Source organism: Actinoplanes sp. NPDC049316 (assembly GCF_040677315.1).
Taxonomy (GTDB): Bacteria; Actinomycetota; Actinomycetes; order Mycobacteriales; family Micromonosporaceae; genus Actinoplanes.
Window position 1 is genome coordinate 1 of sequence record NZ_JBFAQM010000049.1, and the last position, 25,386, is coordinate 25,386.

The window sequence follows — 25,386 nt, forward strand, 5'->3', positions numbered from 1 at the left end:
CGTTGAACCCTCTTACCGGAGACCTCTTCAGTTATGAATCACCGCCACGCCGTGACCTCGTACCGGCTAAGCGGGACTTACGAAACACGCCTTAGCCGACGCAGGCCTGGAACTGCGGGAAACCGGCGCCATCGAGGGGTATCCGGTCTTCACCCTCCTGACGGCTCGCTCCCGCACCGGGCGGCCCAAGAACCTGATCTTCGCCTCGCCCGTCAAGCCGGACTTGCGGCTGAGCGACGCGATCGACAACGACATCGAAATCGTCAGCAACGCCGACGCCGTGCTGGTCTACGACCGACCGATTGGCGCCGATGGGGTGCGCTGGCGTGATCTGCAGGCGTGGTGGCGGGACACCCGCACGACCGAAAGTGACGAGCAAGCCAAGATCGATCTGTACCGGCGCCTGCGTCAGAGCTTGCCCGCCAGCTCCCCACCGCAACAGCTCCTGTTCGACCTCTACCACGACATCCACCGGGACAGGGCGCATGACCTTCCCGCCCTGCTACCGGAAGTCTGGCTGCACTGGGATCCCCAGACCGTCAAGCAGCGCGGCGCCGCCGCACTGCTGCACCTGCGCATGGACTTCCTACTGCTTGTCCCTGGCGGCGGCCGCATCGTCCTGGAAGTTGACGGCCAGACGCACTACGCCATCGACGGGCGCGCGGACCCGGCGACCTATGCGCGGACCATGGCCGACAGCCGCAACCTCACCCTGGCCGGCTACGAAGTGCACCGCTTCGGCGCCCACGATCTTCGCGATCATGAGCGGGCCCGCAGCCTGCTCTCCCAGTTCTTCGCCGACTTGTTCCGCCGCCACCAGGTCATCACTGGCTGACAGTCGCCGGGTGCTCCGACAACCCACCTCAAACCATAAGACTAAGATCCAATTCCCGCGCTCACGTGATCGCCTCGAAAGCACGATCTAAAGTGAAACTCTCTCATGCGCTTGATGGCGGCAATGGATCAATACGATAGCTTTATGTCAATTAACGCATGATTACCGCGTCGTGAGATCTTGACCATCGATGACTACGGTCGGCAATAGCGAAGGGCGCGAACACAAGGGCTGGCGCTCCCCTTCTGTTTGGGCACGGCCCGACACCTTCGGCGGCAACCGCGTCCGACAACTCCTCGTCGCCGCGAGCACGTTCCCGGCCGCCGCCGTCCACAACGGCGAGCTACGAGCGGCCAACAACTACGGCAACTGGCCCGCATCGAGCAGCGATCGGCCCCTCGGCGACGACGTCCTCTGGCTCGCCCTTCCCCCGGGAACAGCCGCTGGTAACCCGCTGACGAACGCCTCCTGGCGCAAGCCGGCTCTCCTACCTCGACAAGATCCCTCGGCCGTTCTCGACTCCTACCAAGATGCCATCACCTACAACGAGGGCAACAGGGAGAATCCGGGCCTACGGTCGCCGCAACGGGGCGCCCTGCATGCAGTCCTCGGCTATTGGACGACAAAACGGACCACGCCGGCCACGGTCGTCATGCCGACAGGAACCGGCAAGACCGAAACGATGCTCGCCCTACTGGTCGCCGCGCGACTGCAACGTCTTCTGGTCCTGGTGCCGTCCGACGCACTCCGGGAGCAGATCGCCGGCAAGTTCGAGACACTAGGCGTACTGCAGGAACTCGGCATCGTCACCCCCAAGGCGCTGCGACCGAACGTCGGACGAGTACAGCACGGCTTCACCAACGCCGAAGAAGCAAGAGATTTCGCTCAGGCGTGCAACGTCATCGTCGCGACCCCGCAGGTGCTGAACGCCTGCGAGCCCGAAGCACTCGAGGCGATGACCGCCACCTGCTCGCACCTGTTCGTCGACGAAGCCCACCACGTCGCCGCACGCACGTGGTTTAACATCCGAGAACACTTCACCGAAAAGGATGTCGTCCAGTTCACGGCGACACCGTTCCGCGAAGACGGAAAACACCTGCAGGGCCGCACCATCTACGCATTCCCGCTCCGCGAAGCCCAAGCCCAGGGCTACTTCTCTCAGATCGACTACACCGCCGTCATCGACTTCGACAACCTCGACCGGGCGGTCGCCGAACAAAGCATCGCCAAGCTGCGCGCCGATCTCGCCGCCGGCCTTGACCACGTACTCATGGCCCGCGTCGGCGGCATCCGTCGCGCCAAGGATATTCAGCCCCTCTACGAAGAACTCGCCGCCGACCTGTTCTCCATCATCATCAACCACCAGATGCCCAAGAAGCAGCAGACCGAGGCCATCGCGGCACTACGCGAAGGCCGCTCCCGCATCGTCGTCTGCGTCAACATGCTCGGCGAAGGATTCGACCTACCGTCGCTGAAGGTCGCCGCGGTGCACGAGCCACAGAAGAGCCTCGGCGTCACCCTGCAGTTCATCGGCCGATTCGCACGCACCTCATCCAGCGGAAAATACGGCGACGCTTCCGTCTTCGTCGCCCGTTCCGAGATCGACGTCGATAAGCGCCTGCGCACCCTCTATGCCGAAGACTCCGACTGGAACTTGATCCTGCGCAACCTCACTGAGACCGCCGTCGACGCTCAACAAGACGCGAGCGACTTCGAGGAGGGCTTCACCAGCCTTCCGGATGAGGTCGCCCTACGCAGCCTCCTGCCGAAGCTGAGCACCGTCGTCTACCGCGCCCCAAGCGACGAATGGGAACCCGAGAACGTCATCGACTTCTTCGGCGAAGAGCGCCTCTACACCCAGCCGCTCGGGCTCAACGTCGAAGCTGGCATCGCCTGGTTCGTCATCGAAAACCGTGACGAAGTCAGCTGGGGCGACCTCAAAAACATCGAAGAAGTCACCTACGAGCTCTACGCCCTCTACTTCGACCGCGACCGACGCCTGCTCTACATCAACAACTCCGCCAACGACGGCGTCTTCGAAGACCTCGCCGAAGCCCTCCTCGGCCCCGGCGCCACCCGATTCACCGGCTCAACCGTCTACCGCGTCATGGCCGACATCGACCGCCTGATCCCGACCAACGTTGGGGTCCTCGACGCCCACGACCAATTCCGCCGCTTCTCCATGCACGTCGGCTCCGACGTCACCGCCAGCTTCACCCAAGCCGAAGCCGGCACCAAGTCACAGACCAACATCTCCGGCGGCGGCTACCGCGAAGGCGAGCGCGTCAGCATCAGCGCGTCGCTCAAGGGCCGCATCTGGTCCCACGCCACCGCCCGAGACCTCAAACACTGGCGCGACTGGTGCGACACCGTCGGAGAAAAACTGTTCGACGATACGATCAGCATCGAGAAGGTCATCGGCCAGTTCCTGCTGCCCGAACGCCTAACTGGTCGGCCCAGCGGAACTCTCCTTGCGGCCGAGTGGCCCTGGCAGCTGCACACCATGCAAGCAGACACAGTGCGTCTCTCTCTGAACGACTTGGTCTACGAGGCCGTCTACACCGACCTGGTACCCGACACGACAACCACCGAAGGACCGTTCCGCTTCGACGTCCGTACCAAAGGCTGGACGGCGACCTACGAGGCCACCGTCGAGCAGGGCCACCTGCGCTACCGCTGCATCACCGACGACGAGATCACAGTAGTCAGGGCCCGCTCCGAACTCAGCCTGAGCGACTGGCTCAACCACAACGGCCTGATCCTCATCCTCGACGAGGATCGCATCATCGAGGGCGACCTGCTCTACAAACCAACCTGGGACCGGCCTCCGTTCGACCGCAAAGAACTCATTCCCCTCAACTGGACTGGCACCGACCTCAAGGTCGAATCCCAAACCAAAGACCGCCTTACCGACTCCATCCAGTACCGGACGATCAACGAACTCAAAGCAGAGCCCGAACCCTGGGACCTCATCATCGACGACGACGGAAGCGGCGAAATCGCCGACGTCGTCGCCATCCGCATCATTAAAGACACTCTGCTGATCCGTCTCGTGCACTGCAAATACTCACACGGGGCGACAGCCGGGGCCCGCGTCGAGGACCTCTACGAAGTCTGCGGCCAAACCCAAAAGTCGGTTATGTGGCGCCGCGGGGATCTACACCCCTTCTTCCACGCCCTGGACGACCGCGCACGCAAGAAGTACCGCAGGGGCGGAGTCAACCCGTTCGAGGTAGGCAACATCAAGACCCTCTACAAAGTCCAAGAAAAGGCGACCGTCCTCAGACGCAAGATGGAGATGGTGATCGTCCAGCCGGGACTATCAGCGACCAAGGTCACTCAGCAGCAACTCAACCTCCTTGCCTCGACGCAGGCATATCTCAATACGACAATCAAAGCGCCGCTCATAGTTTGGTGCAGTCCATAGCGGCGGTGCAAACCTGAAGGAAATGGTCACCACGCTATAACGCTAGTGCCGAGTCAAGTCCTCGGATTAACGGTGTCGTGGGCCGGGAAGATGTAGCCTCGTCGGCAGGTCGAAGAACACCGCCACGGGCGAGCCGGAAGCGTTGAGAGCATCGCGCCTGAACAAGCGCAGCCATGAACATGCAGGTCAAGTACCATGAGGATGTGCACGGAAGAGGTAAGCCCTTGGACACCTTTACTCGGCCGAGTATACTTTTCAGCGACCTGGTAAAACGTTTGTTAGCACGTCGCTGGGCCCTCTAAATGCTGGGGGTCAAGGGGTCGCAGGTTCAAATCCTGTCAGCCCGACCGAGTGTGACCAGGGAATATGCCGATTCCGGCATATTCCCTGCGGTCGCTGGAGGTTTTTGTTGTCGCCTCGCTGTCGCACGCCTGCACGGATCTTACACCCGCGTCAGGCGGCTTGGGCGTCGGCGGCGTTCAGGGCCGCGCAGGTGGCGCTCACCCCGTCGGCGGCGGCATCCGGGGTGAGGTGGCCGTAGAGGTCGATGGTGGTGGCCACGTTCTTGTGACGCAGCGTCTTGGACACCACGGCCAGTGGCACCCCTTGGTTGATCATGATGGTGGCGGCGATGTGCCGCAGGTCGTGCACCCGGATGGCCGGCAGCCCGGCGTCGACGGTGAGCCGGCGCAGGTGGTCGAGCACGTACTGCGGCCGCAGTGGTTGCCCGTCCGGCCGGGTGAGTACCAGGTCGAGATAGTCGTAGTGGCGGGCGGCCAGCTGTTGGCGACGCTGGCAGCGGCGCTGCCGCTGCAGCGCCTCGATCGCCCGAGTAGACAGCGCGACCCAGGCGCGGCTGCCTGTGGTCTTGGGCGCGTTGAACATGCTGCGGCTGTTGTCGACGCTGACCAGCGTCCAGCGCACGAACAACATCCGCGCGTCCAGGTCCACGTCGGCCCAGTGCAGACCCAGAACCTCGCCTTACGCATCCCAGTGCAGATCATCAGCTCGAATAGCTCCGCCAGGGGGTCTTCGACGGTGCGGCAGTGCCGCAGGAACGCGCTGGCCTGGGTGGTGCTCCAGCAGTTGAGTTCGGGCCGCGGCGGTCGCGGGATCTTGGCGAAGCGGGCGGCGTTGTGGGGGAGCCGGTGGTTGCGGCGGGCGTCGTTGAGCGCGCTCGACAGCGTCGTGACGCAGCGGCGCAACGTGACCGGGCCCCGGCCGGCGGCGAGTTCCCCCGCGATGAACTGGGCGACGTGGGCGTGGGTGAGCCGCTCCAGGGCCACGGCGCCGAACGCCGGGATGAGGTCGTTGTGGATGTAGGCGGTGTAGCGGTTCACGGTGTTCGGCTTGAGGGTCGGTGTCTTGGTCTCGAGCCAGCGGGTGAGGTAGCCAGCGACCGTTTCGCTGTCGTCGAGGATGACGCCGGCACGCTCGCACTCGAGCACATGGCTCAGGGCTGCCGATGCGTCGGTCTTGGTGGCGAAGCCGGTGCGGCGCATGGTCCGGCGTTTGTCCAGGCTAGGCAGGTCGACGGCGAAACCCCAGCCGCCGTGCCGGGCCTTGGACAGCTTCGGGCAGCGGGGGCCGAGCAGTTTGCCGGAGCTGTCGCGGCAGGCGCAGCAGCGGTAAACACGGCCCCGGTTCGGAGTCTGTCGCATGACGTCCTCCTCGGTAGACGTGAGCTTCTGTCACCTCTACCTGTGCCCCGTTCGGCTGCGACAACATCGCGACAACCCTCCAAGTCATCCCAGCGTGTGACGCTGATGCTTGTCGCATCATCAAGGGGTGGAGTGCGTCGCGCTCCTCGTGGCGCGGACGACCGGTGTGCACGGTGAGGTCGAGGCTCTACCCGATCCCCTGATGCGGGCCGTGTCGCCGCCGGTCGCGTCTCAGCCGCCGAAGTGGGAGAAACGGCAGTTGATCGATGGGATTCGGTGGCGGATCCGGATCGGTGCACCGTGGCGTGACGTGCCGGCCGAGTACGTGCCTTGGCCGACGATCTACGGACTGTTCCGTCGCTGGCAGCGAGACGGGACCTGGGACCGGATCCTGTCAGCGTTGCAGGCCCACGGCGACGCACAGGGCCGCATCGACTGGACGGTCAGCGTGGATTCGATGACCAGCCGTGCTCACCAGCACGCCGCGGGTGCTCGCTCCGGCGGGCACCTGCAGAAGGAACCACCCGGGGTCCACGATGAGCCAGCCGACCACGCATTGGGCCGTTCCCGTGGCGGGCTGACCACTAAAACCCATCTGGCCTGTGAACAGGGTCAGAAAGTGTTGTCGGTGATCGTCACCGCCGGCCATCGCGGCGACAGCCCGCAGTTCGTCGCGGTCCTGTCCCGTATCTGGGTGAGCCGGCTCGGCGTCGGCCGGACCCGCAGCCGGCCGGTGCTGGTGCTGGCCGACAAGGCCTATACCAGCCGCGGCAACCGCGGCCACCTGCGCTCGCGCGGGATCAAGGCGTGCATCCCGAGCAAGAGCGACCAGGACGCCCACCGCAAAGCCAAAGGCTCCCGCGGTGGGCGTCCACCCAAGTTCGACCCGCAGCTCTACCGGCTACGGGCTCGCCGTTCATGATCACGGTCTGCGCGCGGCCATTCCAAGCCGGAGAGCGGGCTCAGGTCGTGCGCTGCGCCGAGTGCCGGCGGCCGGGCCCGACCGCGTCTTCCGTCGAGGAGAGGGGACGCGGCGAAGGGGGCGAACTATGGCTCAACATCATCGACCGAACGAGATCCAATTGAGGTTGACGTAGTCGGCGGGTTGCCCGCTGGTGAGAGTGACGTAGACAGTGTGCCGTCCGGTGACGCCGGACAGGTTGGCGGGTACGGTGCGCCAGCTTTGCCAGCCGCCGGTGTCGGCGATGGCCAGTGAGGCGGCCGGCGCGGCGTTTCGGTCGTCGAGGCGGATCTGCAGGAGCCCGCTGACGCCGGGTGGTGCGCCGGAGGCCAGCCGGGCGTAGAGCTGGGTCGCCGGTCCGGGGTCGAAGTCGACGTTGTCGAAGCGTAGCCAGTCGCCGTTGTTGAGCGCGGTGACATCGAGGCCGTCGTCGAGGTCTGCGCAGGCTTCGGTGCGGGTGCCGTGCTGCTCGTCGGCGCTTTCGCCTTCGATCCTGGCGTAGGCATCGCGGGGGCCGGGGTTTGTGGGTGTCCCCGGCGGGGGTGTTGAGGGTGGCGGGGGGGCCTCGCGGCGCGACACGGCGACGTGGTCGATGACCAGTGGGGCTCCGGGGCGGGTCTGGGGCGTGGGTCCGCCGCCGAAAGCTGCCGGGAAGCTGCCGCCGATGGCGACGTCGAAGATGATGAAGAAGCCGTGGTGCAGCGCGCGGGTCCATGTGTCGGTGTCGACGCGGGTTTGGTCGATGGTGAAGACGAGTTGGTCGTCGCGGTACCAGCGCAGTTGCTCGGGGCTGACACTGCGATCGATTTCGACAGCGTACTGGTGCAGGGCGTTCTGGCAGCCGGGGCAGGGTAGTTCGCCGCTGCCGATGCCGACGGGCTCGTTGCAGGGACCGCCTGGGAAGGCGCCGCAGTGCAGGGTGGCGAACTGTGAGCCGCGTCCGTTGATGTCCTCGGCGATGTCGATCTCGCCGATGCTGGGCCAGTTGGTGGCCCCGACGGGTCGTGCTGCGTCGCCGAGCAACCAGAATGCCGACCAGTAACCCGCGGCCTGCTCGCCGGTGACGTCGGGCTGGCGCAGGGATGCCTCCACGCGCAGGAGGCCACCGGGTGGTGGCACGAAGTCGGTGCGCCGCGTCTCGATCCGTCCCGAGGTCCAGTTTCCTTGCGGATCCCGTAAGGGGGTGATGGTCAGGTTTCCCGTGCCGTCGTGGGCGACGTTGGCCACGCTGTCGGTCATCGTCTCCACCTCGCCGGTGCCCCACTGCGGCGCACCGCCGGAATAGCCGGTGCCCAGGGCGTAGAGCCAGTCCTCCGGGGCGAGACCAGTGCCTGCAGGGCCCTCGAAGTCATCGCGGAACACTGTTGCCCACGATGAAAGGCGAACGGGCGCGTCCCGGACCAGAATCATCCAGGATGACGCGCCGAGCGCGAGTGTCGATGCCGCGGCAAGCATCGCCACCCGTCGCTTTCTTCTGGACAAGGGCCGCCACGCAACCCGCCGCAGGCTTGCCCACTTCCGATCTCTCCGTGGCGTCTGTGGGCGCATTCCGTCACCGCGCATCTCGTTCGGGTAACGCGGCCCTACCCGACCGCACAACTCCACTGTTATCTGCCGTCGGGAATATTCCTCAGGGAAGCCGGTCCCAAGATGCCGGGCCGAAAGACACCCGTCCGCGCAGCATGTATCTGGTCCTGGTCACCCGGCGTCCCCGCACCCCTGGCGCGTTGCCTGCCAATACCGGCAAGTTCGCTTTACCCGCTCGCCGGTGTGGGCTTCGGGAGATGGGCAGCCGCGGCCGTCTTCGAGGCGGGCGGTCAGGTCGGCCCGGCGGGACTCAGCTTACGTCCTGGGCGTACCACGACGGCGCAGCGGAACGTACCGTCGATGGAGATCACGGCGTCCGTCTCCTGCCGCCGCCACAGCGGAGGAGGCGCCTGGGGTGTTCCGCCACAGGCTGCGGGAGTTGTGCGCCGCAGCCAATCGGGTCAGGCGTTGAGTCGGCGGGGGCGCAGCGAGATGACGACGAAAATGTCCGCGCCCTTGACCACGGAATGGCCGAACCGGCGCGTGTAGACGTCGTGCGCTTGCTGCCACCCAGGTCGCCCCGTGGAAACGGCGCAGCCGAGGCCCTGGCGCCACTGCCGGTGCATCAGGACACGGGCCGGGTAGGGGCGGCCGAAGGCGTGCCACCAGCGGACACCGTCGGCATGGCTTACCAGTACAACGACGTCGTCCGACGTTCGGGCGTACTTGGTCGCCATGCGGACCGGGCGTCCGGTGGACGGTGACGGGAAGCACAATTCACAAATGCGTGAGTCGATGAGGCCGTGCATCACCGGGGTTTCCAGGATCGTGTGGACGGCAGGAGTCAAGCGGGTCAGCAGAGGGCAGGCCGGCACGCGTGGATGCGAGCTGATGGGTGGTCGAGCCGTCGGCGTCCGGTCCGGCGCCATGATCATTCTCCTTGTACCGCATACCGATCGTGGTGCAGCCCTCGGGCGGCGTAGCCACCTTGGCCGCGATATATCGGATTTCTGTGTACGTTCCATACTCGCCTTGGCGACGGAGGACCTGTAGGGCCGCTGGTCATGGGGACGACGGGCCGGTCGCAAGCGGCCTGACGAGAGCTCGCGGCCACTACCGGTCAGGTCACCAGCATGTCTCGCAGCGGTCGCCGTGGCGACGCCGCAGTCGCTTGGCCGTATCCGAGCCGCAGGATCATCTGTACGGCATGGTCGCCATACGCATGCGTGAGCAGTCGGCGTAGGTCGGGGATCTCCAAGGGTTGGGTCATCGGGGTCGCCGAGACGCCATGCACACTTGCGGTCAGCAGCACGCGCTGGAGGGCTTGGCCCGCTCGCACCCAATGCTTCGGGGTGTCGCCCGCTGTGGACAGTACGACAATCTTCGGGTGTGCCTCGAAGGGTGACTGACCCGTACGTACCCCTGGCTGGGTGAGTGCGAAGTCACGCAGAGGCATCGTGCGGTCGGGATCATGCGGCCCGAAGGCGTACCGTGGCACCCCATCGGCGCGCTCGGGCGAAGGTTGCGTCCAGAAGGTGAGCTCGTCGCGGTACCGGGCATCAGCTTCCTGCTGGTTGTTGGCGACACGAATCGTCTCGAGAACGGCGTCGCGCTCACCAGGCCCCGGCACGCTCAGCACGGCACCCTCGACCGCCGCCGCGTCCTTGAGCTGACTGATCACTGATGCGGGGACGGCGCGTCCGCTGTACGGTCGCCGATTCGTGTGCCGTCGGGGAATCGCGGCCACCATCTCACGCACTGTGCGGGTAGCGGGTTCCCGCGCGCTGACGACGATCCGCGCGACATACTCCAAGCCCGGCAGCGTCGGCGAGAGTCGTAGGACAGGTGACCGTCCGTGACGCCGGATCGCCAAACGCAAGTTGAAGATTGCGGCCCCTACGCTCATCAGCAGCTCACGTCCCGCCGGATCGATGACATGGAGCTGGCGCCGGGGATCGGCCGCGACGTCGACGGCCATACCTCGTACCCGGAACAGCCACGGCTGACTGTTGTGGATCGAGACAGCGGCAATTGCAGCTCGAAGACAGGCAGTCATCGCCTCTCCGGCTGTCTCCGCACCCTGGATCCGGTCCAGACCTGTGCCGCCCGAGCGCTCGGATGACCCCCCAGGTGCAGAGGGTTCCATGGGATTCGGTGACCGCCCGGTGCTGTGGTCGCGAGTATCATCCATCATGTCGTCGCCATCGGTGCGCGATGTGTTCACGGCGCCCGTCCTACCTTCACGTCGACGCTAGCCGCGTTGCATCCAGGACGTCCGACGACACGTTTTGGCACCGTGCGCGAGCCCTCCATCACTGTTGCCGGCGCCGGGTTGTGCACCCGGGCCGGTCGCCGGACAGATCCAGGTGTCGGCCCATCCCGCCTCGTCTGCTCTACGTCCGGTAGCGCACCATGGCGAAGTCGCTGTTGCCGACCCGGCAGACACCCACCGCGAGGACGGTGTGGTCGGTGACGGCGGCGACTGCGAAGGCTTCGTCGTCGGCCGTGCCGCCGGTGACATCCGTGACGATGGTGCCGCCGTCGCCGAAGGTGACATCGAGCCTGCCGTCGCCACCGTAGCGAGCGAGGGCGAAGTCGCCGAGACGGGGCAGGCCCGAGACTCCGGCTGCCACGATGCGGTGGTCAGGCTGCAACGTCACCGCCAGGGCCTTGTCAGTGCTGCCGTGGCCGATGTCCGTCACGACCATGCCGTCATCGCCGAAGGCAGGGTCAAGGCTGCCGTCGGAGCGATACCGGACCAGAGCGAAATCGTCGTTCGTGCCACGCCCTGCCGCGCTGGCTCCGGCGGCCACGATAGAGCCCTCCGGCTGGACAGCGAGGTCGCGGGCGTCGTCGTCGGACTCCGCTCGGCGCACATCGGTGATCACCACGCCGCCGTCGCCGAAGCTGGTGTCCAGCGCCCCGTCGGTCGTGTAGCGCGCCGTCGCGAAGTCGGTGTCCGCACGGACCTGCGCCACACCCGTCGTCACGATCCTCCCGTCGGGCTGCACGGCCACCGCCCGGGTCTCGTCCGCACCGCCGAGGTCGGTGGACACCACACCGCCGGCGCCGAACGTACGATCGGGGCGGCCGGCAGCGTCGTAACGAACCAGCACGGAGTCGGCGTCCGCGCTACCGGCCGCGACGATCTTGCCGTCAGGCTGCATCGTCACGCCGTACGCCTGACCGCCGACATCGGCAAGCGCAACGCCGCCGGTCCCGAACGTCGCATCCAGCCGGCCGTCGACGTTGTACCGGAGAAGGGCGAGGACCGTCCGTCCGTCCTGGTCTGTCGCCCCGGCGGCGACGATTTTGCCGTCGGACTGCAGGCTCAGAGCCCGGACGAGGCTGTACCTGTGATCGCCGATGTCGGTGACGACCTTGCCGCCCGCTCCGAACGTCGCATCGAGGCTGCCGTCCGGATCATGGCGTGCCATGGCGACGCGGTATTCACCATCGGTGCTGGTCAGGCCCGCGGATACGACCTTGCCGTCGGCCTGCACCGCCATGGCGTAAGCGAGATCCTGCCCTCCGAAATCCGTCAGCACCGTCAAGTCGTCCGGCGTCGCGGCGACCGCCGGCGTCCCGGTCATCGCCGCGCTGAGCAGCGCAGACGTGACCATGCCCAGGAAAGGCGAGCGGCCGTACATGCGATCACCCCATCGTCCCGGGTCGACTGCGCCGTACGTGACCTCATCGGTCCGGAAGCTCCCCGCTGTTTCCTAACCCCCAACGTTCGACGGGCCGGCCTCGGTGGGGCAAGAGTCTCAGGACCCTATTCGAGGTCCTGCCGGCCGGTGGTGACAGCTCCGCGGGGTCGGGCAACGGCCCGACGGCCCACCGCCCGCATTCGACCTGGGTATCGCGGCCGCGTTCTCATTTTCGCGGTATGCGACGGTGAGTCCGTCGGCCGGCTCTCCAGCGTCGAGGCGTCGAGGCGCCGACCCTGCTGATCGTCGGTGGCCTAGACTATCTGGTGCTCAGCGCCGCCTCGCGACTACGCTGTCCACACCAGCTGGCCGTCGTGCTGGGCGCCTCCCATCTGTTCGAGGAACCCGACACGCTCCAGGCAGCGGCCCGGCTCGCCACCGGTGGTTCACCGACCGCCTAGGGATCTCAGCCAGCACATCCGGCCGGTCCGCGATGTCAGCGGGGCGTGACGAGTTCCTTGTGATCAGCCGTCCGAGGCTTGAAGATTCAGGGATCCTGTCCGCACGACACGTCGTCTGCCTCGGCGAGCATCATTGGGTCAATGCCGAGGGTCGACAACAGGCTGCGGTTGTGCGGCAGGTCGACAACCTCGGACAGTTCGCGGTCAAACCAGTCGGCGCGCGCCTCCAGGCCCCTCGAACGCAGCACTGAGACTATCTCCGCCTTGAGCGCCGTCTTCGCGGCCATGCTCGCACCTCCTCCCGGCCGGCGTACCGACCGTCATCCGGTGCCATCCCCGGCTTAATGTTGCGCGCGGGGTCACTTTGCCGGTAGGGCCACTCGGCGCCGGTCGGCAGTCCGAAATCGCAGGGTGTTCCGGGCGTCACCGCCGAATATCGCTGCTAGGGCTGCAGGAACGCGGCGATGCCTTCGCCGCCGGCCAGTGGCCCGGCTGCGTCGGCGTCGATAAGCGTGACGTTGCCGCCCGCGCGGTAGGTCTGCTCGACCAGCAGTTCGCGCCGTCCGGAGTCCTCGGTGGTGGCGTCGCCGGCCCAGGGCCGGGAGCCGTCGAGCAGGAGATGCCGTACCCGGCCGTGCGCGGCGGCGCGGGCGGTGTCAGCCGGGCCGTAGGTGGCGGCTTCGCCGGCGAACGCGGCGTCACGGACCTGCTCGGCCAGACGACGGTGGGCGCGCCGGCGGGCGTCGCGAAGGTCGGCCGCCACCAGCGTGGCGACTTGGGCGGGCGGCAGGGCCGTGGGTACGGTGTGGGCCGCGGTGACCAGGTCCGCGTGCATGCCCGGTGGCAGTCCCGCGGTGAACGCCGTGACCAGGTTGGCGTCGCCGGTGACCAGTATCTGCTTCCAGTCGGGCCACGGGGCGAGCGCGTTGAGCCGGCCGCCGGTGTCGGTCAAGAACTTGTGCAGGTGGGCGGTCATGCGGCGGTCGTGTAGGTCGCGCTGTGCCGCGCTGCGCGGGCCTTGCCGGGAGCTGGCCTGCCCGGGTCCGACGAGTTCGCGTGTCTCGGCGGCGGGCTCGTATGCGGCGGCGGCGATCTCGTCGGTGTGGCCCAGCCGGTAGTCGAGGACGCGTACGCCGACACCCGACACCGTGACTATCCCGGCTGGTGCCTCGGAGCTGTAGGCCGCCGCGAGCGGCCACAGGTGAGCGGTGTCGCAAAGCCGCACCGTGTCGGCTAGCGGCACCTGCACCGCGAACTCGTGGGTGTCGCCATGGTCCAGCCCAGCGAACAGGGCGCGGCCCAGGCCGTGGGCCGCCGGGTCGAGCAGCCGGTCCACGGCCGGTTGGAGCACGTCGAGCCGCTGCCGCAGTTCGGCCACACGGCGATGCCCGACGGCGTCGGAGATCCGGCGGCGCAGCCCGGCCATCAGCTGCGGCAGAAGCAGCTGCCCGGCCGACGGACCGGGACTTGCCTGGTGCGGATCGACCGTGACGTACACCGACAGCACCCCGAGACGGTCGCGCAGCCGGGCAACGTTCTGCAGGTCCTGTGTGCGGATCACCGTCATGGCGCGCCTCCGCGGAAGATGCCGCCCAGCGTACGGGTGTCGTCCACGCGCCCGGCAGAGCCCGAAGTCCCGCTCGGAACGGACATTGGAACGCGATGTCTGGACGGCGCTATGAGCGGGCCGCCGCTACGGCGCGGACCGGGTACGTGTCAGGTCCGGCAGGAGTGCGGCTGGGCGAATCATCGCAGCGCGGCTTCGATGTCGTGTTCGGTGGCGCTGCTCGTGACAAGGAGCAGGATGTCGCCGGATTCGATGCGGTGGCCGGGGCCGGGGACGGTGGGTTGTCCGTCGCGGATGACGGCGGCGACGACCGTGCCTTGTGGCAGGGCGATGTCGGCGAGGGTGCGCCCGGCGGCGGCGGAGCCGATCCGGATGCGGCTTTCGACGAGGGTGACCCCGGCGGCGGCCAGGCGCAGCAGGCCGATGGTGTCGGTGGCGCCGGTGGCTTCGTCGATGAGTGCGACCAGGGGCCCTTCGGCGGGCAGGGCGACGTCGACGCCCCAGCGCTGGTCGAACAGCCAGGTGTCGTCGGGGTCGTTGACGCGGGCCAGGACGCGCGGTACAGCAAAGTGTCGTTTGGCGAGCAAGGAGATGACGAGGTTGTCCTCGTCCTCGCCGGTGGCGGCGATCACCAGGTCGGCGTTGTAGGCGCCGGCGCGTTCGAGGACGTCTGGCTCGCAGGCGTCACCGCAGATCCGGTGTTGCGCCGGCTCGCCTCGCAACCGGTCCAAGGCGTCCCGGTTCGCGTCGACAGTGGTGACGTGGTGACCGGTCGCGGAGAGTAGGTGGGCGGCCTGTCCGCCGAGCCGCCCGGCGCCGGCGATGAGGATCCTCATGTGCCCAGCTCCTTGCCGAGGAAGTCGCGTAGCCGGTCGAGCGCGGTGGCGGCGACGGCGAAGGTGATCTCGTCATCGGGCTGGATGACGGTGTCGCGGCCGGCCAAGGACGATCGGCCGCCCCGAGTCACGTCGATGACGCGGATCTCGCCGTCGACCTCGAGGGTCTCCAGCGGGCGACCGGCGAGCCAGGCCGGCAGCTGCTGCCGTACGAGAAGGGTTTCGCCGTTGCCGAAGCTCATCTCGGTGGTGAGGTTGCGGTGTGAGAGGAGTTGGTGGATGCGGCTGACGGTCCAGCGGACGCTGGCGACGGTGGTCATGCCGAGGTCGCGGTAGATTTCGGCGCGGCGGGGGTCGTAGATGCGGGCGACGACCAAGGGGACGTGGTAGTCCTCTTTGGCGATGCGCGCGCCGACGATGTTGGTGTTGTCGCCGGAGGTGACGGCGACGAACGCGTCGGCCCGGGTGATGCCGGCTTCTTCGAGCAGGCGCCGGTTGTAGCCGTTGCCGAGAAGGAAACGGCCGGGGAAGTTCGCGGGTAGCCGTTCTCGGGCGTTGTCGGCGTAGTCGATGACGCACACTTCGTGGTGCTCGCCGGACAGGTCCTGCGCGAGTTCGGCGCCGACGCGGCCGCATCCCATGATGATGACTTTCATGCGTTGTCCTTCCGGCGTTGTGCGCGGGCTCGCAGCAGGGTCTTGCGGGCTTCGTCGGCGGCGAGCAGGGCGGCGCCGAATCCGGTCAGGATCGCCCAGTCGAGCGGCGACAGCGGCGCGGTGTGGAAGACCTGTTGTAGCGGCGGGGCGTAGCTGATCGCGCACATTACGGCGATACCGAGCCCTTGGGCGGCGAGCAGGCGCGGGTTGCTCCAGATGCCGAGCCGGCGGATGCTCAGCCGGTCGCTGCGGATGGTTAGGCTATTGAAGACCTGGCTGACGACGATGCCGGCCTGGGTCATGGTCAGCGCTTCGCGGTAGTCCGGGTTGCCCGGGGTGAAGTCGGCGAAGGGCAATCCGGCGGTGTGAATCTTCCAGAAGAATGCGACGGTCACGCCGAGGGCCTGGATACCGCCGAGGAACAGGATACGACCGATCACCGAGCGGGTGAACAACGGTTCCCGGGGCGAACGCGGCGGCATGTTCATGGTCCCCAGCTCGGGCGGTTCGGTGCCCAGCGCGAGCGCGGGCAGTACGTCCGAGCCGAGGTCGATGGCCAGCACTTGCACCGCGGACAGGGGCACGAGGGGGAACCCGGCGAAGGTAGCGGCCAAAATGGGTGTCAGTTCGGCGAGGTTGTGGCTGAACAGGTACATGAGGAATTTGCGGATGTTCTGGTAGATCGATCGGCCGCGTTCGACGGCGGCGGCGATGGCGGCGAACGAGTCGTCGAGGAGCACCATGACCCCGGCTTCGCGGGCGACGTCGGTGCCGGACCGCCCCATGGCGACGCCGATGTCGGCGCGGCGCAGCGCGGGGGCGTCGTTGGCGCCGTCGCCGGTGACGGCGACCACCTGTCCGAGGTCCTTGAAGGCGGCGACGACTCGCATCTTGTGCTCGGGTTTGACCCGGGCGAACAGGATGGGCGAGGGATCGTTCAGCGCGGCGCGCAACGCCGGGTCGTCGAGGTGGTCTAGGTCGGCGCCGGTGACCGTCCGTGGCGGCGGGCCGGTGACGATGCCGACGCGGCGGGCGATGGCCTCGGCGGTCAGCGCGTGGTCGCCGGTGACCATGACGATGCGGATGCCGGCCTGCCGGCAGGCGGTTACGGCGGCGGCCACTTCCGGGCGGGGCGGGTCGAGCATGCCCACGAGTCCGAGCAGGATCAGGTCGCGTTCGGCTTCGTTCTGGCCGGTGTGTTCGGTGACCGGCCGGTATGCGACGGCCAGCACGCGCAGGGCGGTGCGCGCCAATTCGTCGTTGACGTCCGCGACCCGGCGCCGCAGCGTGTCGTCGAGCGGGACCACGCCGTATGGCCCGGCCACCCGGGTGCAGCGGGCGAGGACTTCCTGCGGCGATCCTTTGACGTAGGCGACCGCACCCGGGCCGTCGCGATGCACGGTCGTCATGAGCTTGCGGTCGGAGTCGAACGGGAATTCGCCGATCCGGGGTATTCGGTCCTGCTCGGCTCGCAGGTCTATGCCAGCCTTGCGCGCGGCCACGAGGATGGCGCCTTCGGTGGTGTCGCCCAGGATCGTCCATCCGCGGCCGTCGGCTGGTGGCAGCAGGCGGGCGTCGGCGCACAACGCTGCCGCCTGCAGCACGTCGTGCAGGGATGCCGGGTCGTCGACCTCGCCGACCGGCTCGTAGCCCACCCCGCCGACGCGGTGGATCCGGTCGGGTGTCCAGATCGCCTGCACGGTCATCTCGGCCTTGGTCAGGGTGCCGGTCTTGTCGGTGCAGATCACGGCCGTGGAGCCGAGGGTCTCCACCGCGCTCAGCTTTTTGATCAATGCCTGGCGGCGGGCCATCCGGCGTACGCCGACGGCCAGAGCGACCGACAATGTGGCCGGGAGCCCCTCGGGAACGAGCGCCACCATCACACCGAGCGCGAAGACGAACGTGGTGACCAGCTCGGCGCCCGCCGACAGGCGCACGACGAACACGAGCAGGCCGAGGGTGAACGCCGCCAGCGCGACCCGCCGTGCCATCGCGGTGATCTTGCGTTGCAGCGGGCTGGGGTCGGCACGGGTCTGGGCGGTCAGCCGGTAGATCCGGCCGAACTCGGTGGCCGCACCGATGGCGGTCACCACGACCTTGCCGGTTCCGGCCGCGACGGTGGTGCCCATCCACGCCAGGTTGCGGGCGTCCAGCGGCGGGGTGTCGCCGTTGGACGCCTCGGTTACGCGGAGCACTGGGTCGCTCTCACCCGTGAGGGCCATGTTGTTGACCGACAGCCCATGCGCTTCGACGATCCGTCCGTCGGCCGAGACCGCGTCGCCCGCCTCGACCACCAGCACGTCGCCGACCACGATCGTCGCGGCCGGTACCTCGGCGCGTTCGCCGTCGCGTAGGACTCGCGCCTGGTGAGGCACCATGGCCCGCAGGGCGTCGGCGGTACGCTCGGCGGCGTACTCCTGCCCGAAGCCGATCCCCGCATTGATCACCACAACCGCCAGGATCGCCACCGCCAGCTGGAGATTCCCCGTGTCGCGTGGCTGGCCCAGCAGGTAGGCGACGAAGGTGATCAGTGCCGCGACCTCGAGCATGACGGCGAACAGGTCGGTGAACTGGGCAGCGAATCGGCCGATCAGCGACGGCCCGGGCGGGGTCCGCAGTTCGTTGCGGCCGTCGCGTGCCAGCCGGCTTGCTGCTTCGGTCGTGGACAGGCCGCGGGGCGAGCTGCCGACGGCGGTGAAGACCTCGTACACCTCCAGAGTCGGGGATCCCGGAGCGCGGGCACCGGCGGTGGTCGCGGACCGGGTCGCGACGGGGCTCGTCATCGCATCCTCCGCTGTTGCCGGCGCACTCCGCACGGCTGGTCCTTCATTCGGCGCCGACGATCTGGCGGAGCCGCTTCACCACCGGCAGAAGCTGCGCGGTGGGGATGGCGAAGCCGATGTTCTCGACTGCGGTGCTGCGGCTGGACGCGGCGGTGGCCGTCACCATGCCGATCACCTTGCCGCTGCTGTCGATCAGCGGGGCGTCGGAGCTGGTCGGCGTGTCGGTCTGGGTCATTCCGGGCAGGTGGCCGGTCTCGGTGTCGACGGTGTGACCGAGAGGGGAGACGATGCCCCGGGTCACCGACGGCGTGGTGCCGATGGCGATGACGTCGTCGCCGACGTGGACGCCGCCGGAGATCACGTTTGCGTTGGTGATCACGTAACCGTCAGCCGAGGCGCCGGTGCCGGCTCCGGCGACGGCGAGTTGGCCCGGCGCGTGGGCGCTTCCACCATGACCGTCGCCGGCTCGACCGTGGCGACGTTCATCGTGCCGCCGGTGAACGCCTGCGCCGGCGGCACGATGACGGTGCGGCTGATGCTGGTCGATTGCGCTAGGTCATACAGGTGGCTGGCGAACGCGCCGACGCCGCTGGCCGGCAGGCCCACGAGGACGAGCACCCACAGCGTCGACCACCGGGGCCGCGACGGCGGAACAGCGGTGATCGGACCGGGCCGGCCGTCGGCTGTGGGCGGTGTGATCCTGTCCGAGACGATGGGGTCCGGGCCGGTTTCGGACCGGTACTCAGAGTTCATCCCTTCCTCCTCCCGGGGCTACCCCCGACCATCGCGCGGACGACGCCGGTGGGTCAGGGCCGAAGGTCACCGCTGCCGGCTCGTGTCAAGGCGACGCCGTGGCGTCCTGATCGCTGCGCCGCGGAGGGATGCCCAGCGCGGCCAGTTCGACCGCGCGGGCTTTGTCGTCGGCGGTGATTACCCCGGTCGGTTGCACCGATGATGACGGCGCCAGCCGGTGACCCCGGCCGGCAGCGCCGGGCCGCGTCCACCGGGGGCGTCGCGGAATCACGTCGCGGACGTGGTCGAGGGCGCATGAAACGTCGCCCAGCCGCAGCCGGTCGCGGTGGTCCGTGGGCACGCGGCCCAGGCGGGCGAGGCTGACCAGGCCGGTCAGCCAGCCGTTCAGATCAAGGATTGGAAAGATCCCGTACGGGTAGCGGCACGCCATGCTGGTGACGAAGCTACTGATCGTCTGGTGGTGCCGGAACGGACCAGCCGCAGGTCGGCGGTGTCGTGGTAGGTGGCGTCGAGCCGTCGTTGCGGGAGTGCGACAGTAGTGCTCCCCGGGCAGCAGACCGTCGAGGCGGGGGAAGTGGAAGTCCGGCGGGGCGAGAAGCTTCCGTCCCGCGAGCCGCCCATAGCCAGGCGGCAAAGACCTGATTGGTCGAGGTCAGACGAGCCAGCGGTTCTTCTGGACGAAGGGCAGGGAGGCCCACCACTTGCCCAGGCCCCAGGTGTGTCCGGCGTAGGTGAGGGCCAGGACGATGCCGGTGACCGCGTAGATGAAGTGGTAGTCGGTGATCGGGTTGGTCGAGCCGCTCGGCGCGCCCTTGGCGCCGGTCTTGTCGAGCGGGAACTCGGCCAGCCACATCATCGCCATCAGGACGACGAGGGAGCCGGCGGCGATCCGCATGCCGATGCCGAGGATGAAGGCGAGGCCGATGCCGAGCAGGGCGAGCATGAACAGCCAGTCGGTCCAGGCGTCGCCGGCGATGTTGTGGAAGAAGGTCTGCAGTCCGCTGGGGCCGACGTCGACGCTGGAGAGGAAGCCCTTGGTGGGGGATCCGCCGTTGATCCAGGCCTTGGCCGACGGGGTCGCGAAGCCCCATCCGAAGGTCTTGTCGAGGAATGCCCACAGGAACACGAATCCGGTGGCGATCCGTAGCACGGCGAGGGCCTTCGCGGCAGCATTGGTGAGCATGGAGCCGTGTGCCTCAATCTTTTCGGGGTGGGCGGCGGAACCCCGCCCGGTGGTGGTCATGATGTCCTCCTGATATCGATGTCCTTGATATCGATGTCCTTGCCGATGACGCTGCCTACCGCGGAGCGCTGCGCGCCCGGGCCTGAATACTTGTTCATAAGGCCGAAGTACCTGACATCGCTGGGCGGGTATCAGCACGGACCTGGCGGGGTCGCCTCTGACGGGTGCGTCGCGGATGCAGCGCTCGGCGTGCTGGACGCGGATGCGCTTACCCCCGGCCGCCTCCCATCGCGCTGCCGACACGCGTGCCCGCTCAGCCTGTCGGCGTGCGTGGTCAGCCCGGTCCCGGTACGTGGAATCGCCGCGGGTTGCCGCGAGCCGATCATTGGTTGCCGCGGCCTGTTCCTCCTCCTCGGCGAGACGGTCCTCTGTTTCGGCGACGCGGAGGGCGGACTGTCGGGCCCGTTCGATTCCGGTATTCATCCGCCGGTCCTGTTGTGAAGAAGCGCCTATCGCGCAGATATGCCCGCCGCGCGAGCGACCACCTCGAGCCGACCCTGCTGGTAGATCACGTCGGGGCAGTTGGCCGCGGGTCGGTGACGTTGGCCTCTGCGCCGGGTCGCCAGGTCGGCCGAAGATGGCTTCATGGGCGTCATGTCCGGCTGCGAGCCGGCCATTGAGGTGGTGGGGCTCCGTAAGACGTACGGCAAGGTCCGGGCGGTGGACGGCATCAGCTTCCAGGTGCGCCGCGGTGAGATCTACGCCCTGCTCGGCCCGAACGGCGCCGGGAAGACCTCGACCGTGGAGATCCTCGAGGGCCATCGGCGCAGAAGCGGCGGCGAGGTCCGGGTGCTCGGCCTCGATCCGGGCGACGGCACGCGCCAGTTCCGGGAACGGGTCGGCATCGTCCTGCAGTCTGGCGGCATCGATGCGGAGCTGTCCGTGCGGGAGATGGTGTCGCTCTACGCCGGCCTGTATGCCCGGCCGCGTGACGTAGCGGAGACGATCGAGCGGGTCGGGTTGACGGCCAAGTCCCGGGCGCGTGCCCGGACGCTGTCCGGTGGCCAGCTCCGCCGGCTCGATCTCGCGCTCGCCCTGATCGGCGATCCGCAGGTTCTGTTCCTCGACGAGCCGACCACCGGGTTCGACCCGAACGCCCGTCGCGATGCCTGGGACCTGATCGCCGGTCTGCGCCGCGGCGGGACCACGGTGCTGCTGACCTCGCATTACCTGGACGAGGTGCAGCGGCTCGCCGACCGGGTCGGGATCCTCAGCCGCGGTCATCTGGTCGAGGAGTCCACGCCGGCCGCGCTCGGCGGCCGTGATGTCGCCGGCACCGTCATCAGTTTCCGCCTCCCGGCGGGGGCGGGTGAACCGCCAGGCGGCCCGTGGGACCGATCCCCGGAGCGTCCGGACACCTATGTGCTGCACACCGACGAGCCGACCCGGGTGCTGGCCGCGGTGACACCGTGGGCGCTGCGGAACGGCGTCGAGCTCCCGGAGCTGAGTGTGGTGCAGCCCTCGCTGGAGGACGTCTACCTGCGCATCACCGGGCGGACGGAGGCCGGGGATGGCGACTGAATCGGCGAGCCGGTCCCGGTCCGCGCTGGTGCTGGCGGTCGGCCAGATCCGCTACCAGATCCTCGTTCTGCTGCGCAGCCCGCTCGGCTTCTTCGTCTCCGTGGTCATCCCGCTCATCCTGCTGATCTGCCTGAAGGCGCTTCTTCCCGGCGAGCCGGTGGGAGCCCTGCCCTACGCCCAGTGGCTCACCCCGGCGATGTGCGCGTTCTGCCTGCTCAACGCCTGCTACGTGGCGTCGGTGACCGGTATCGTGCTGGCCCGCGAGGAGGGCATCCTCAAGCGCCTGCGCGGTACACCGCTGCCGGCCTGGGCTTATCTGGCCGGCCGGTTCGGTTCGGCGTTCGTGACCGCGGCGGCAGCCTGCGCCGTCATCATCGCGACCGGCGTGCTCTTCTTTCACGTACGCATGGTGTGGCACGCCTTCGGCTACTTCCTGACGGCCGCGCTGATGGGGATCGTGTGCTTCTTCGTGCTGGGCGCGGCCGTCACGGTCCTGGTGCCACGTAGCGAGACGGCGCTGCCGGTCGCGTTCGGCTCGATGCTGCCGCTGGCGTTCATCTCCAACGTGTTCTTCGCCGCCGACCCTCCGCAGTGGCTGCACGATCTGGCGTACGCGTTCCCCGTCGCGCCGGTCGCGACAGCGATGGAAGACTCCTTCGACCCGGCCACCCACTCCTGGCCGATGCCTGTCTCCGGGACACTGGTGGTCCTGGGCTGGGTCGTCGCCGCCATCATCGTCATGGCGCTGGCGTTCCGATGGGAGCCCGGCCCGGCGCGAGCCGCTCTGACGATCAATTCCCCGCGCCGGTGGCGCCGACCCGGCCACCGCGGGAACCGGCCCGACGATGAAGGGCGGCGCCACACCGGGCGGACGGGCCGCCGGCGATCCTGAGCACGGTCACCGCGGGACGGCGGGACCCGCGACCGCCGCGTCCGGGACCATCGGCGCTGACGGAAAGTGCCGTCTCGAAAGAACAATGGAGGGGAGAGGCTCCGGGAAGGGGACGTGACATGTCGTACCAGGAAGCTCCGCAACCGGTTCGCCGCCGTACGCTCGTCCTCGAGCGCCCCGCGTGGATGCCACTGGAGGTTCCGGTCGGCACACCAGCGCTGTGCCGGATCGATGTTCGCTCGCGCCTGCGCCGCCGTGGGGTGCGACCCCGGGCTCGGCGCGCCACTCGCGGCCCTCGCTGACGCCACCGATCTGCCCGGTTGGAGGCGACTACCGGCATCGGCCCTGGACGCCCGGTATGTGGGCGAGAGACGTTGGCGCCGCCGTCGTCCGTCAGGTGTCACCCACCGGTGAGTCCGTTGTACTCGGCGCGCCATTCCAGCGTTCGCTCGACCTGTGCCTTCGCAACCGCGTCGACCGCGCTCAGAGCGTTGCCGTCGAACCGGTGGTCGGCGTACACGCGGGCCACCAGGATAGCGATCGGATTCTCCGACGCGGCCGTTAGATCAGGTTCGCCAGGACGAACCAGTTGAGCGCGGCCAACGGCCGATCAGCCAGGCGCGGAAGATGAGCATGAGCAGGTAGGCCTTCATCGCCGCGGCGTCTCCGGCGCGCACTCGAGAAGAGCTTGATGTCGTCGAGCCGCTGGCGTAACCGAGGTCGCAGCTGCCGGTCGATGACGGCGCGCCGCGGTCGCAGGAACCGGGACGGCACGAGACTTTCCCGCTGGCGCAGCAGGGTGGCCTCCCGGTCTGGCTCGAGGTCGTTGGTCAGGTGGCCGGTGAACCATCTATTCCGCACCTGCACGTCGGTCGGCCGATACGGCCGGACATCTCACCGACCGATTCAACCGGTTGGCCGCCGGGGCGCACGTCCGGCCGATCGGCCCACACCAGATCCGGCACCTAATCGCCTGAACGCTGCTGGCCGCCGGCTACAGCGTCCACGAAGTCGCCGAGCGGCTCGGCCATGATCCGGTCACCCTCATGCGCTACTACACGAGGGTCAACGCGGCCAGGCGTCGGCAAGCAACGGACCGGATCGCCGAACTGATGACACTGCCCGATGACCCGACGAGGCCAAGCCGATAGGAAATACAGACGCCAAAGCTCGGCCGCCTGAGGTGGCCGTCAACGGCCTACGCGAGGGCGGCAGCGGCACGCACCGCTGACGCGCTAGACGCCGAACCATCCACGCCGACGACTATCGGGGCCACGGATGGCGGCTTCACCTCGCCCACCTCCTCGGTAAGCTGCGGCGCCGCGGAGACGCTCCCTTGTCCTTTTGCCAGCCTGTGCCGAGGTGATCAGACTGGGGCAGAGGCGTTCTACCTGCCCCGCCCGGGCACTCGGTGGAACGGCGCGACGACCGACTTCGAGATCGTCACACCTCGCCAGGCCCGGGACGGGGGGCGCAGTTGACGACCGGGGACGCGTGATCGGCGTCTCGCCGGTTGTGCGGGGCTGACCACGTCGTCGTGTGGGCGTCCTACGGGCGAGCTGGTGGGCGCGCGGGCCCACCAGTTCTACGGGTGCGTGGCTCAGCCGGCCAGGAAGACCGGGCAGTCGACGTGGTGCAGGACCGCACGATTCACCGAGCCGAGCCTGGACCGGCCGGAAGGCCGGCCAAGCACGACCGCAGCGGCGCCACGGGCGGCGTCAATGAGCTCATTGACCGGGTTGCCGGCCACCGTCCGGTTCCGGACGGTCACGCCACCACGCCGGTCGGTCCAGTCCAGAACCTCGCTGGGCTCCGGGGTGATGCGCAGAAGGATGACGTCGCAACCGCGCAATTGGGCTTCCTGCACGGCGAACTCGGCCGCCCGGGTGGATGATGCCGAGCCGTCCATGCCGACCAGCAGAGGCCAGGTCGCCTGCTCGGGTTCGGTCGGCCACGGGGTCCGCACCACCAGGACCGGTCCGGGATGCCGGGCCGCAACCTGATCCGCCACGCTGCGGCGCAGCGTGCCCCGGATCGCGCCGTGCCGGTGCCCGACCACGATCAGATCGGTGGCGCCGGCGTCGGTGAGCAGCAGCTCGGTCGCGCCCATCCCGATCGTGGCGTGGGTGGTGACCGCGACGTCTGGGGCCAACACGTGTGCCCGCTCGGTGAGGTTCGTCAGCATTCGCGGGTCGCGCGACGGCGGGCCGGTGTGCACGATCAGCAAGGTTTGCCCACGGAGCTCAGCCTCGATCGCCGCGTGGTCGACGGCGACGTGGCTGATCGGCGCGTCGTCGGCCCCGACGATCACGGCTCCGGTGATGGCCCCGACGCCGGCCGGGCGTGCCGGCAGCCGCGCAGGAACCGGGACGTACGGATCGGTGTAGGAGAACGCCCCGAGATAGCGGTTGACGACCTCGATGTAGGGCGTGCTCCGATGCGGTGCTGCGGCTCGCTGCCGCGCTTCCTGCTTCACTTTGAAACTGTCGAGATCGCTCATGGCTGCCTCCCGACCCCGTCTGCGCGATCGGCGCCGGGTACGAAGCGGGCGCCCCGGAAATGTCGAGGCACCGACGACGCCGTCGGCGCTCCTACCTCCACGTGACCGCGGAA

20 protein-coding genes and 2 pseudogenes are annotated in these 25,386 nt (G+C 68.2%); 6 read left to right on the top strand and 16 right to left on the bottom strand.

Annotation, left to right across the window (positions count from 1 at the left end; translation table 11 throughout):
• Positions 1-100 precede the first annotated feature (100 nt).
• Together AB0K03_RS39470 and AB0K03_RS39475 are read left to right on the top strand one after the other, a co-directional pair.
• A pseudogene (locus tag AB0K03_RS39470) lies at positions 101-835 on the top strand (hypothetical protein); the annotation flags it as partial.
• 190 nt (positions 836-1,025) lie between these two features.
• Positions 1,026-4,262: a DEAD/DEAH box helicase family protein gene (locus AB0K03_RS39475; RefSeq protein ID WP_364696754.1), complete on the top strand. Its 3,237-nt coding sequence runs from the start codon at positions 1,026-1,028 to the stop codon at positions 4,260-4,262.
• Between the two features lie 453 nt (positions 4,263-4,715).
• Here the strand turns inward: AB0K03_RS39475 and AB0K03_RS39480 are convergent, their stop codons facing one another.
• Both AB0K03_RS39480 and AB0K03_RS39485 read right to left on the bottom strand, forming a co-directional pair.
• Positions 4,716-5,234, bottom strand: coding sequence for a site-specific integrase (locus AB0K03_RS39480; RefSeq protein WP_364696844.1), 519 nt, complete (start codon positions 5,232-5,234; stop codon positions 4,716-4,718).
• 278 nt (positions 5,235-5,512) lie between these two features.
• A pseudogene (locus AB0K03_RS39485) lies at positions 5,513-5,923 on the bottom strand (N-terminal phage integrase SAM-like domain-containing protein); the annotation flags it as partial.
• 127 nt (positions 5,924-6,050) lie between these two features.
• Between AB0K03_RS39485 and AB0K03_RS39490 the strand changes: the two are divergent.
• Entirely contained in the window at positions 6,051-6,845 is a 795-nt protein-coding gene (locus tag AB0K03_RS39490; protein ID WP_364696757.1) for an IS5 family transposase, read from the top strand.
• Positions 6,846-6,983: 138 nt separating this feature from the next.
• On the opposite strand, the gene AB0K03_RS39495 is transcribed toward AB0K03_RS39490, so the two are convergent.
• The 13 genes from AB0K03_RS39495 to AB0K03_RS39555 all read right to left on the bottom strand — a co-directional run bounded on the left by AB0K03_RS39495 (position 6,984) and on the right by AB0K03_RS39555 (position 20,360).
• Positions 6,984-8,339 carry a glycoside hydrolase family 16 protein gene (locus AB0K03_RS39495; protein WP_364696846.1) on the bottom strand — a complete coding sequence of 452 codons (1,356 nt, stop codon included), beginning with the start codon at positions 8,337-8,339 and terminating at the stop codon, positions 6,984-6,986.
• 533 nt (positions 8,340-8,872) lie between these two features.
• On the bottom strand, positions 8,873-9,340 hold the full coding sequence (locus AB0K03_RS39500) for a hypothetical protein (RefSeq protein WP_364696760.1): 468 nt from the start codon (positions 9,338-9,340) through the stop codon (positions 8,873-8,875).
• A gap of 191 nt (positions 9,341-9,531) precedes the next feature.
• Positions 9,532-10,389, bottom strand: a complete 858-nt coding sequence (locus AB0K03_RS39505) for an Acg family FMN-binding oxidoreductase (RefSeq protein ID WP_364696763.1) — start codon at positions 10,387-10,389, stop codon at positions 9,532-9,534.
• A gap of 415 nt (positions 10,390-10,804) precedes the next feature.
• Positions 10,805-12,061, bottom strand: a complete 1,257-nt coding sequence (locus tag AB0K03_RS39510; protein ID WP_364696766.1) for a delta-60 repeat domain-containing protein — start codon at positions 12,059-12,061, stop codon at positions 10,805-10,807.
• A gap of 547 nt (positions 12,062-12,608) precedes the next feature.
• Positions 12,609-12,809, bottom strand: a complete 201-nt coding sequence (locus AB0K03_RS39515; RefSeq protein ID WP_364696769.1) for a hypothetical protein — start codon at positions 12,807-12,809, stop codon at positions 12,609-12,611.
• 155 nt (positions 12,810-12,964) lie between these two features.
• Positions 12,965-14,089 carry a VLRF1 family aeRF1-type release factor gene (locus tag AB0K03_RS39520; RefSeq protein WP_364696772.1) on the bottom strand — a complete coding sequence of 375 codons (1,125 nt, stop codon included), beginning with the start codon at positions 14,087-14,089 and terminating at the stop codon, positions 12,965-12,967.
• 179 nt (positions 14,090-14,268) lie between these two features.
• Positions 14,269-14,925, bottom strand: a complete 657-nt coding sequence (locus AB0K03_RS39525; RefSeq protein ID WP_364696775.1) for a TrkA family potassium uptake protein — start codon at positions 14,923-14,925, stop codon at positions 14,269-14,271.
• Positions 14,922-15,581, bottom strand: a complete 660-nt coding sequence (locus AB0K03_RS39530; RefSeq protein ID WP_364696778.1) for a TrkA family potassium uptake protein — start codon at positions 15,579-15,581, stop codon at positions 14,922-14,924. Before AB0K03_RS39530 ends, AB0K03_RS39525 begins: the two co-directional genes overlap by 4 nt.
• Positions 15,578-18,364 (bottom strand): cation-transporting P-type ATPase, encoded by a 2,787-nt coding sequence (locus AB0K03_RS39535; protein WP_364696780.1) that lies wholly within the window; start codon positions 18,362-18,364, stop codon positions 15,578-15,580. The genes AB0K03_RS39530 and AB0K03_RS39535 overlap by 4 nt, the downstream gene beginning before the upstream one ends.
• Positions 18,365-18,407: 43 nt before the next feature.
• Entirely contained in the window at positions 18,408-18,743 is a 336-nt protein-coding gene (locus AB0K03_RS39540) for a S1C family serine protease (RefSeq protein ID WP_364696783.1), read from the bottom strand.
• Complete coding sequence (locus tag AB0K03_RS39545; protein ID WP_364696786.1) at positions 18,740-19,117, bottom strand: hypothetical protein; 378 nt, start codon at positions 19,115-19,117, stop codon at positions 18,740-18,742. Before AB0K03_RS39545 ends, AB0K03_RS39540 begins: the two co-directional genes overlap by 4 nt.
• A gap of 85 nt (positions 19,118-19,202) precedes the next feature.
• Positions 19,203-19,547 (bottom strand): hypothetical protein, encoded by a 345-nt coding sequence (locus AB0K03_RS39550; RefSeq protein ID WP_364696789.1) that lies wholly within the window; start codon positions 19,545-19,547, stop codon positions 19,203-19,205.
• A gap of 222 nt (positions 19,548-19,769) precedes the next feature.
• Positions 19,770-20,360, bottom strand: coding sequence for a hypothetical protein (locus AB0K03_RS39555; protein ID WP_364696792.1), 591 nt, complete (start codon positions 20,358-20,360; stop codon positions 19,770-19,772).
• Between the two features lie 270 nt (positions 20,361-20,630).
• On the opposite strand from AB0K03_RS39555, the gene AB0K03_RS39560 reads away from it, so the two are divergent.
• From AB0K03_RS39560 to AB0K03_RS39570, 3 genes are all read left to right on the top strand, one after another.
• Entirely contained in the window at positions 20,631-20,801 is a 171-nt protein-coding gene (locus AB0K03_RS39560; protein WP_364696795.1) for a hypothetical protein, read from the top strand.
• A 153-nt stretch (positions 20,802-20,954) separates the two neighbouring features.
• A complete protein-coding gene (locus tag AB0K03_RS39565) occupies positions 20,955-21,881 on the top strand; it encodes an ABC transporter ATP-binding protein (protein ID WP_364696849.1) in 927 nt (308 codons plus the stop codon).
• A complete protein-coding gene (locus tag AB0K03_RS39570) occupies positions 21,871-22,773 on the top strand; it encodes an ABC transporter permease (RefSeq protein ID WP_364696798.1) in 903 nt (300 codons plus the stop codon). Before AB0K03_RS39565 ends, AB0K03_RS39570 begins: the two co-directional genes overlap by 11 nt.
• Before the next feature lie 1,600 nt (positions 22,774-24,373).
• On the opposite strand, the gene AB0K03_RS39575 is transcribed toward AB0K03_RS39570, so the two are convergent.
• Complete coding sequence (locus tag AB0K03_RS39575; protein ID WP_364696801.1) at positions 24,374-25,273, bottom strand: universal stress protein; 900 nt, start codon at positions 25,271-25,273, stop codon at positions 24,374-24,376.
• Positions 25,274-25,386: the final 113 nt, after the last annotated feature.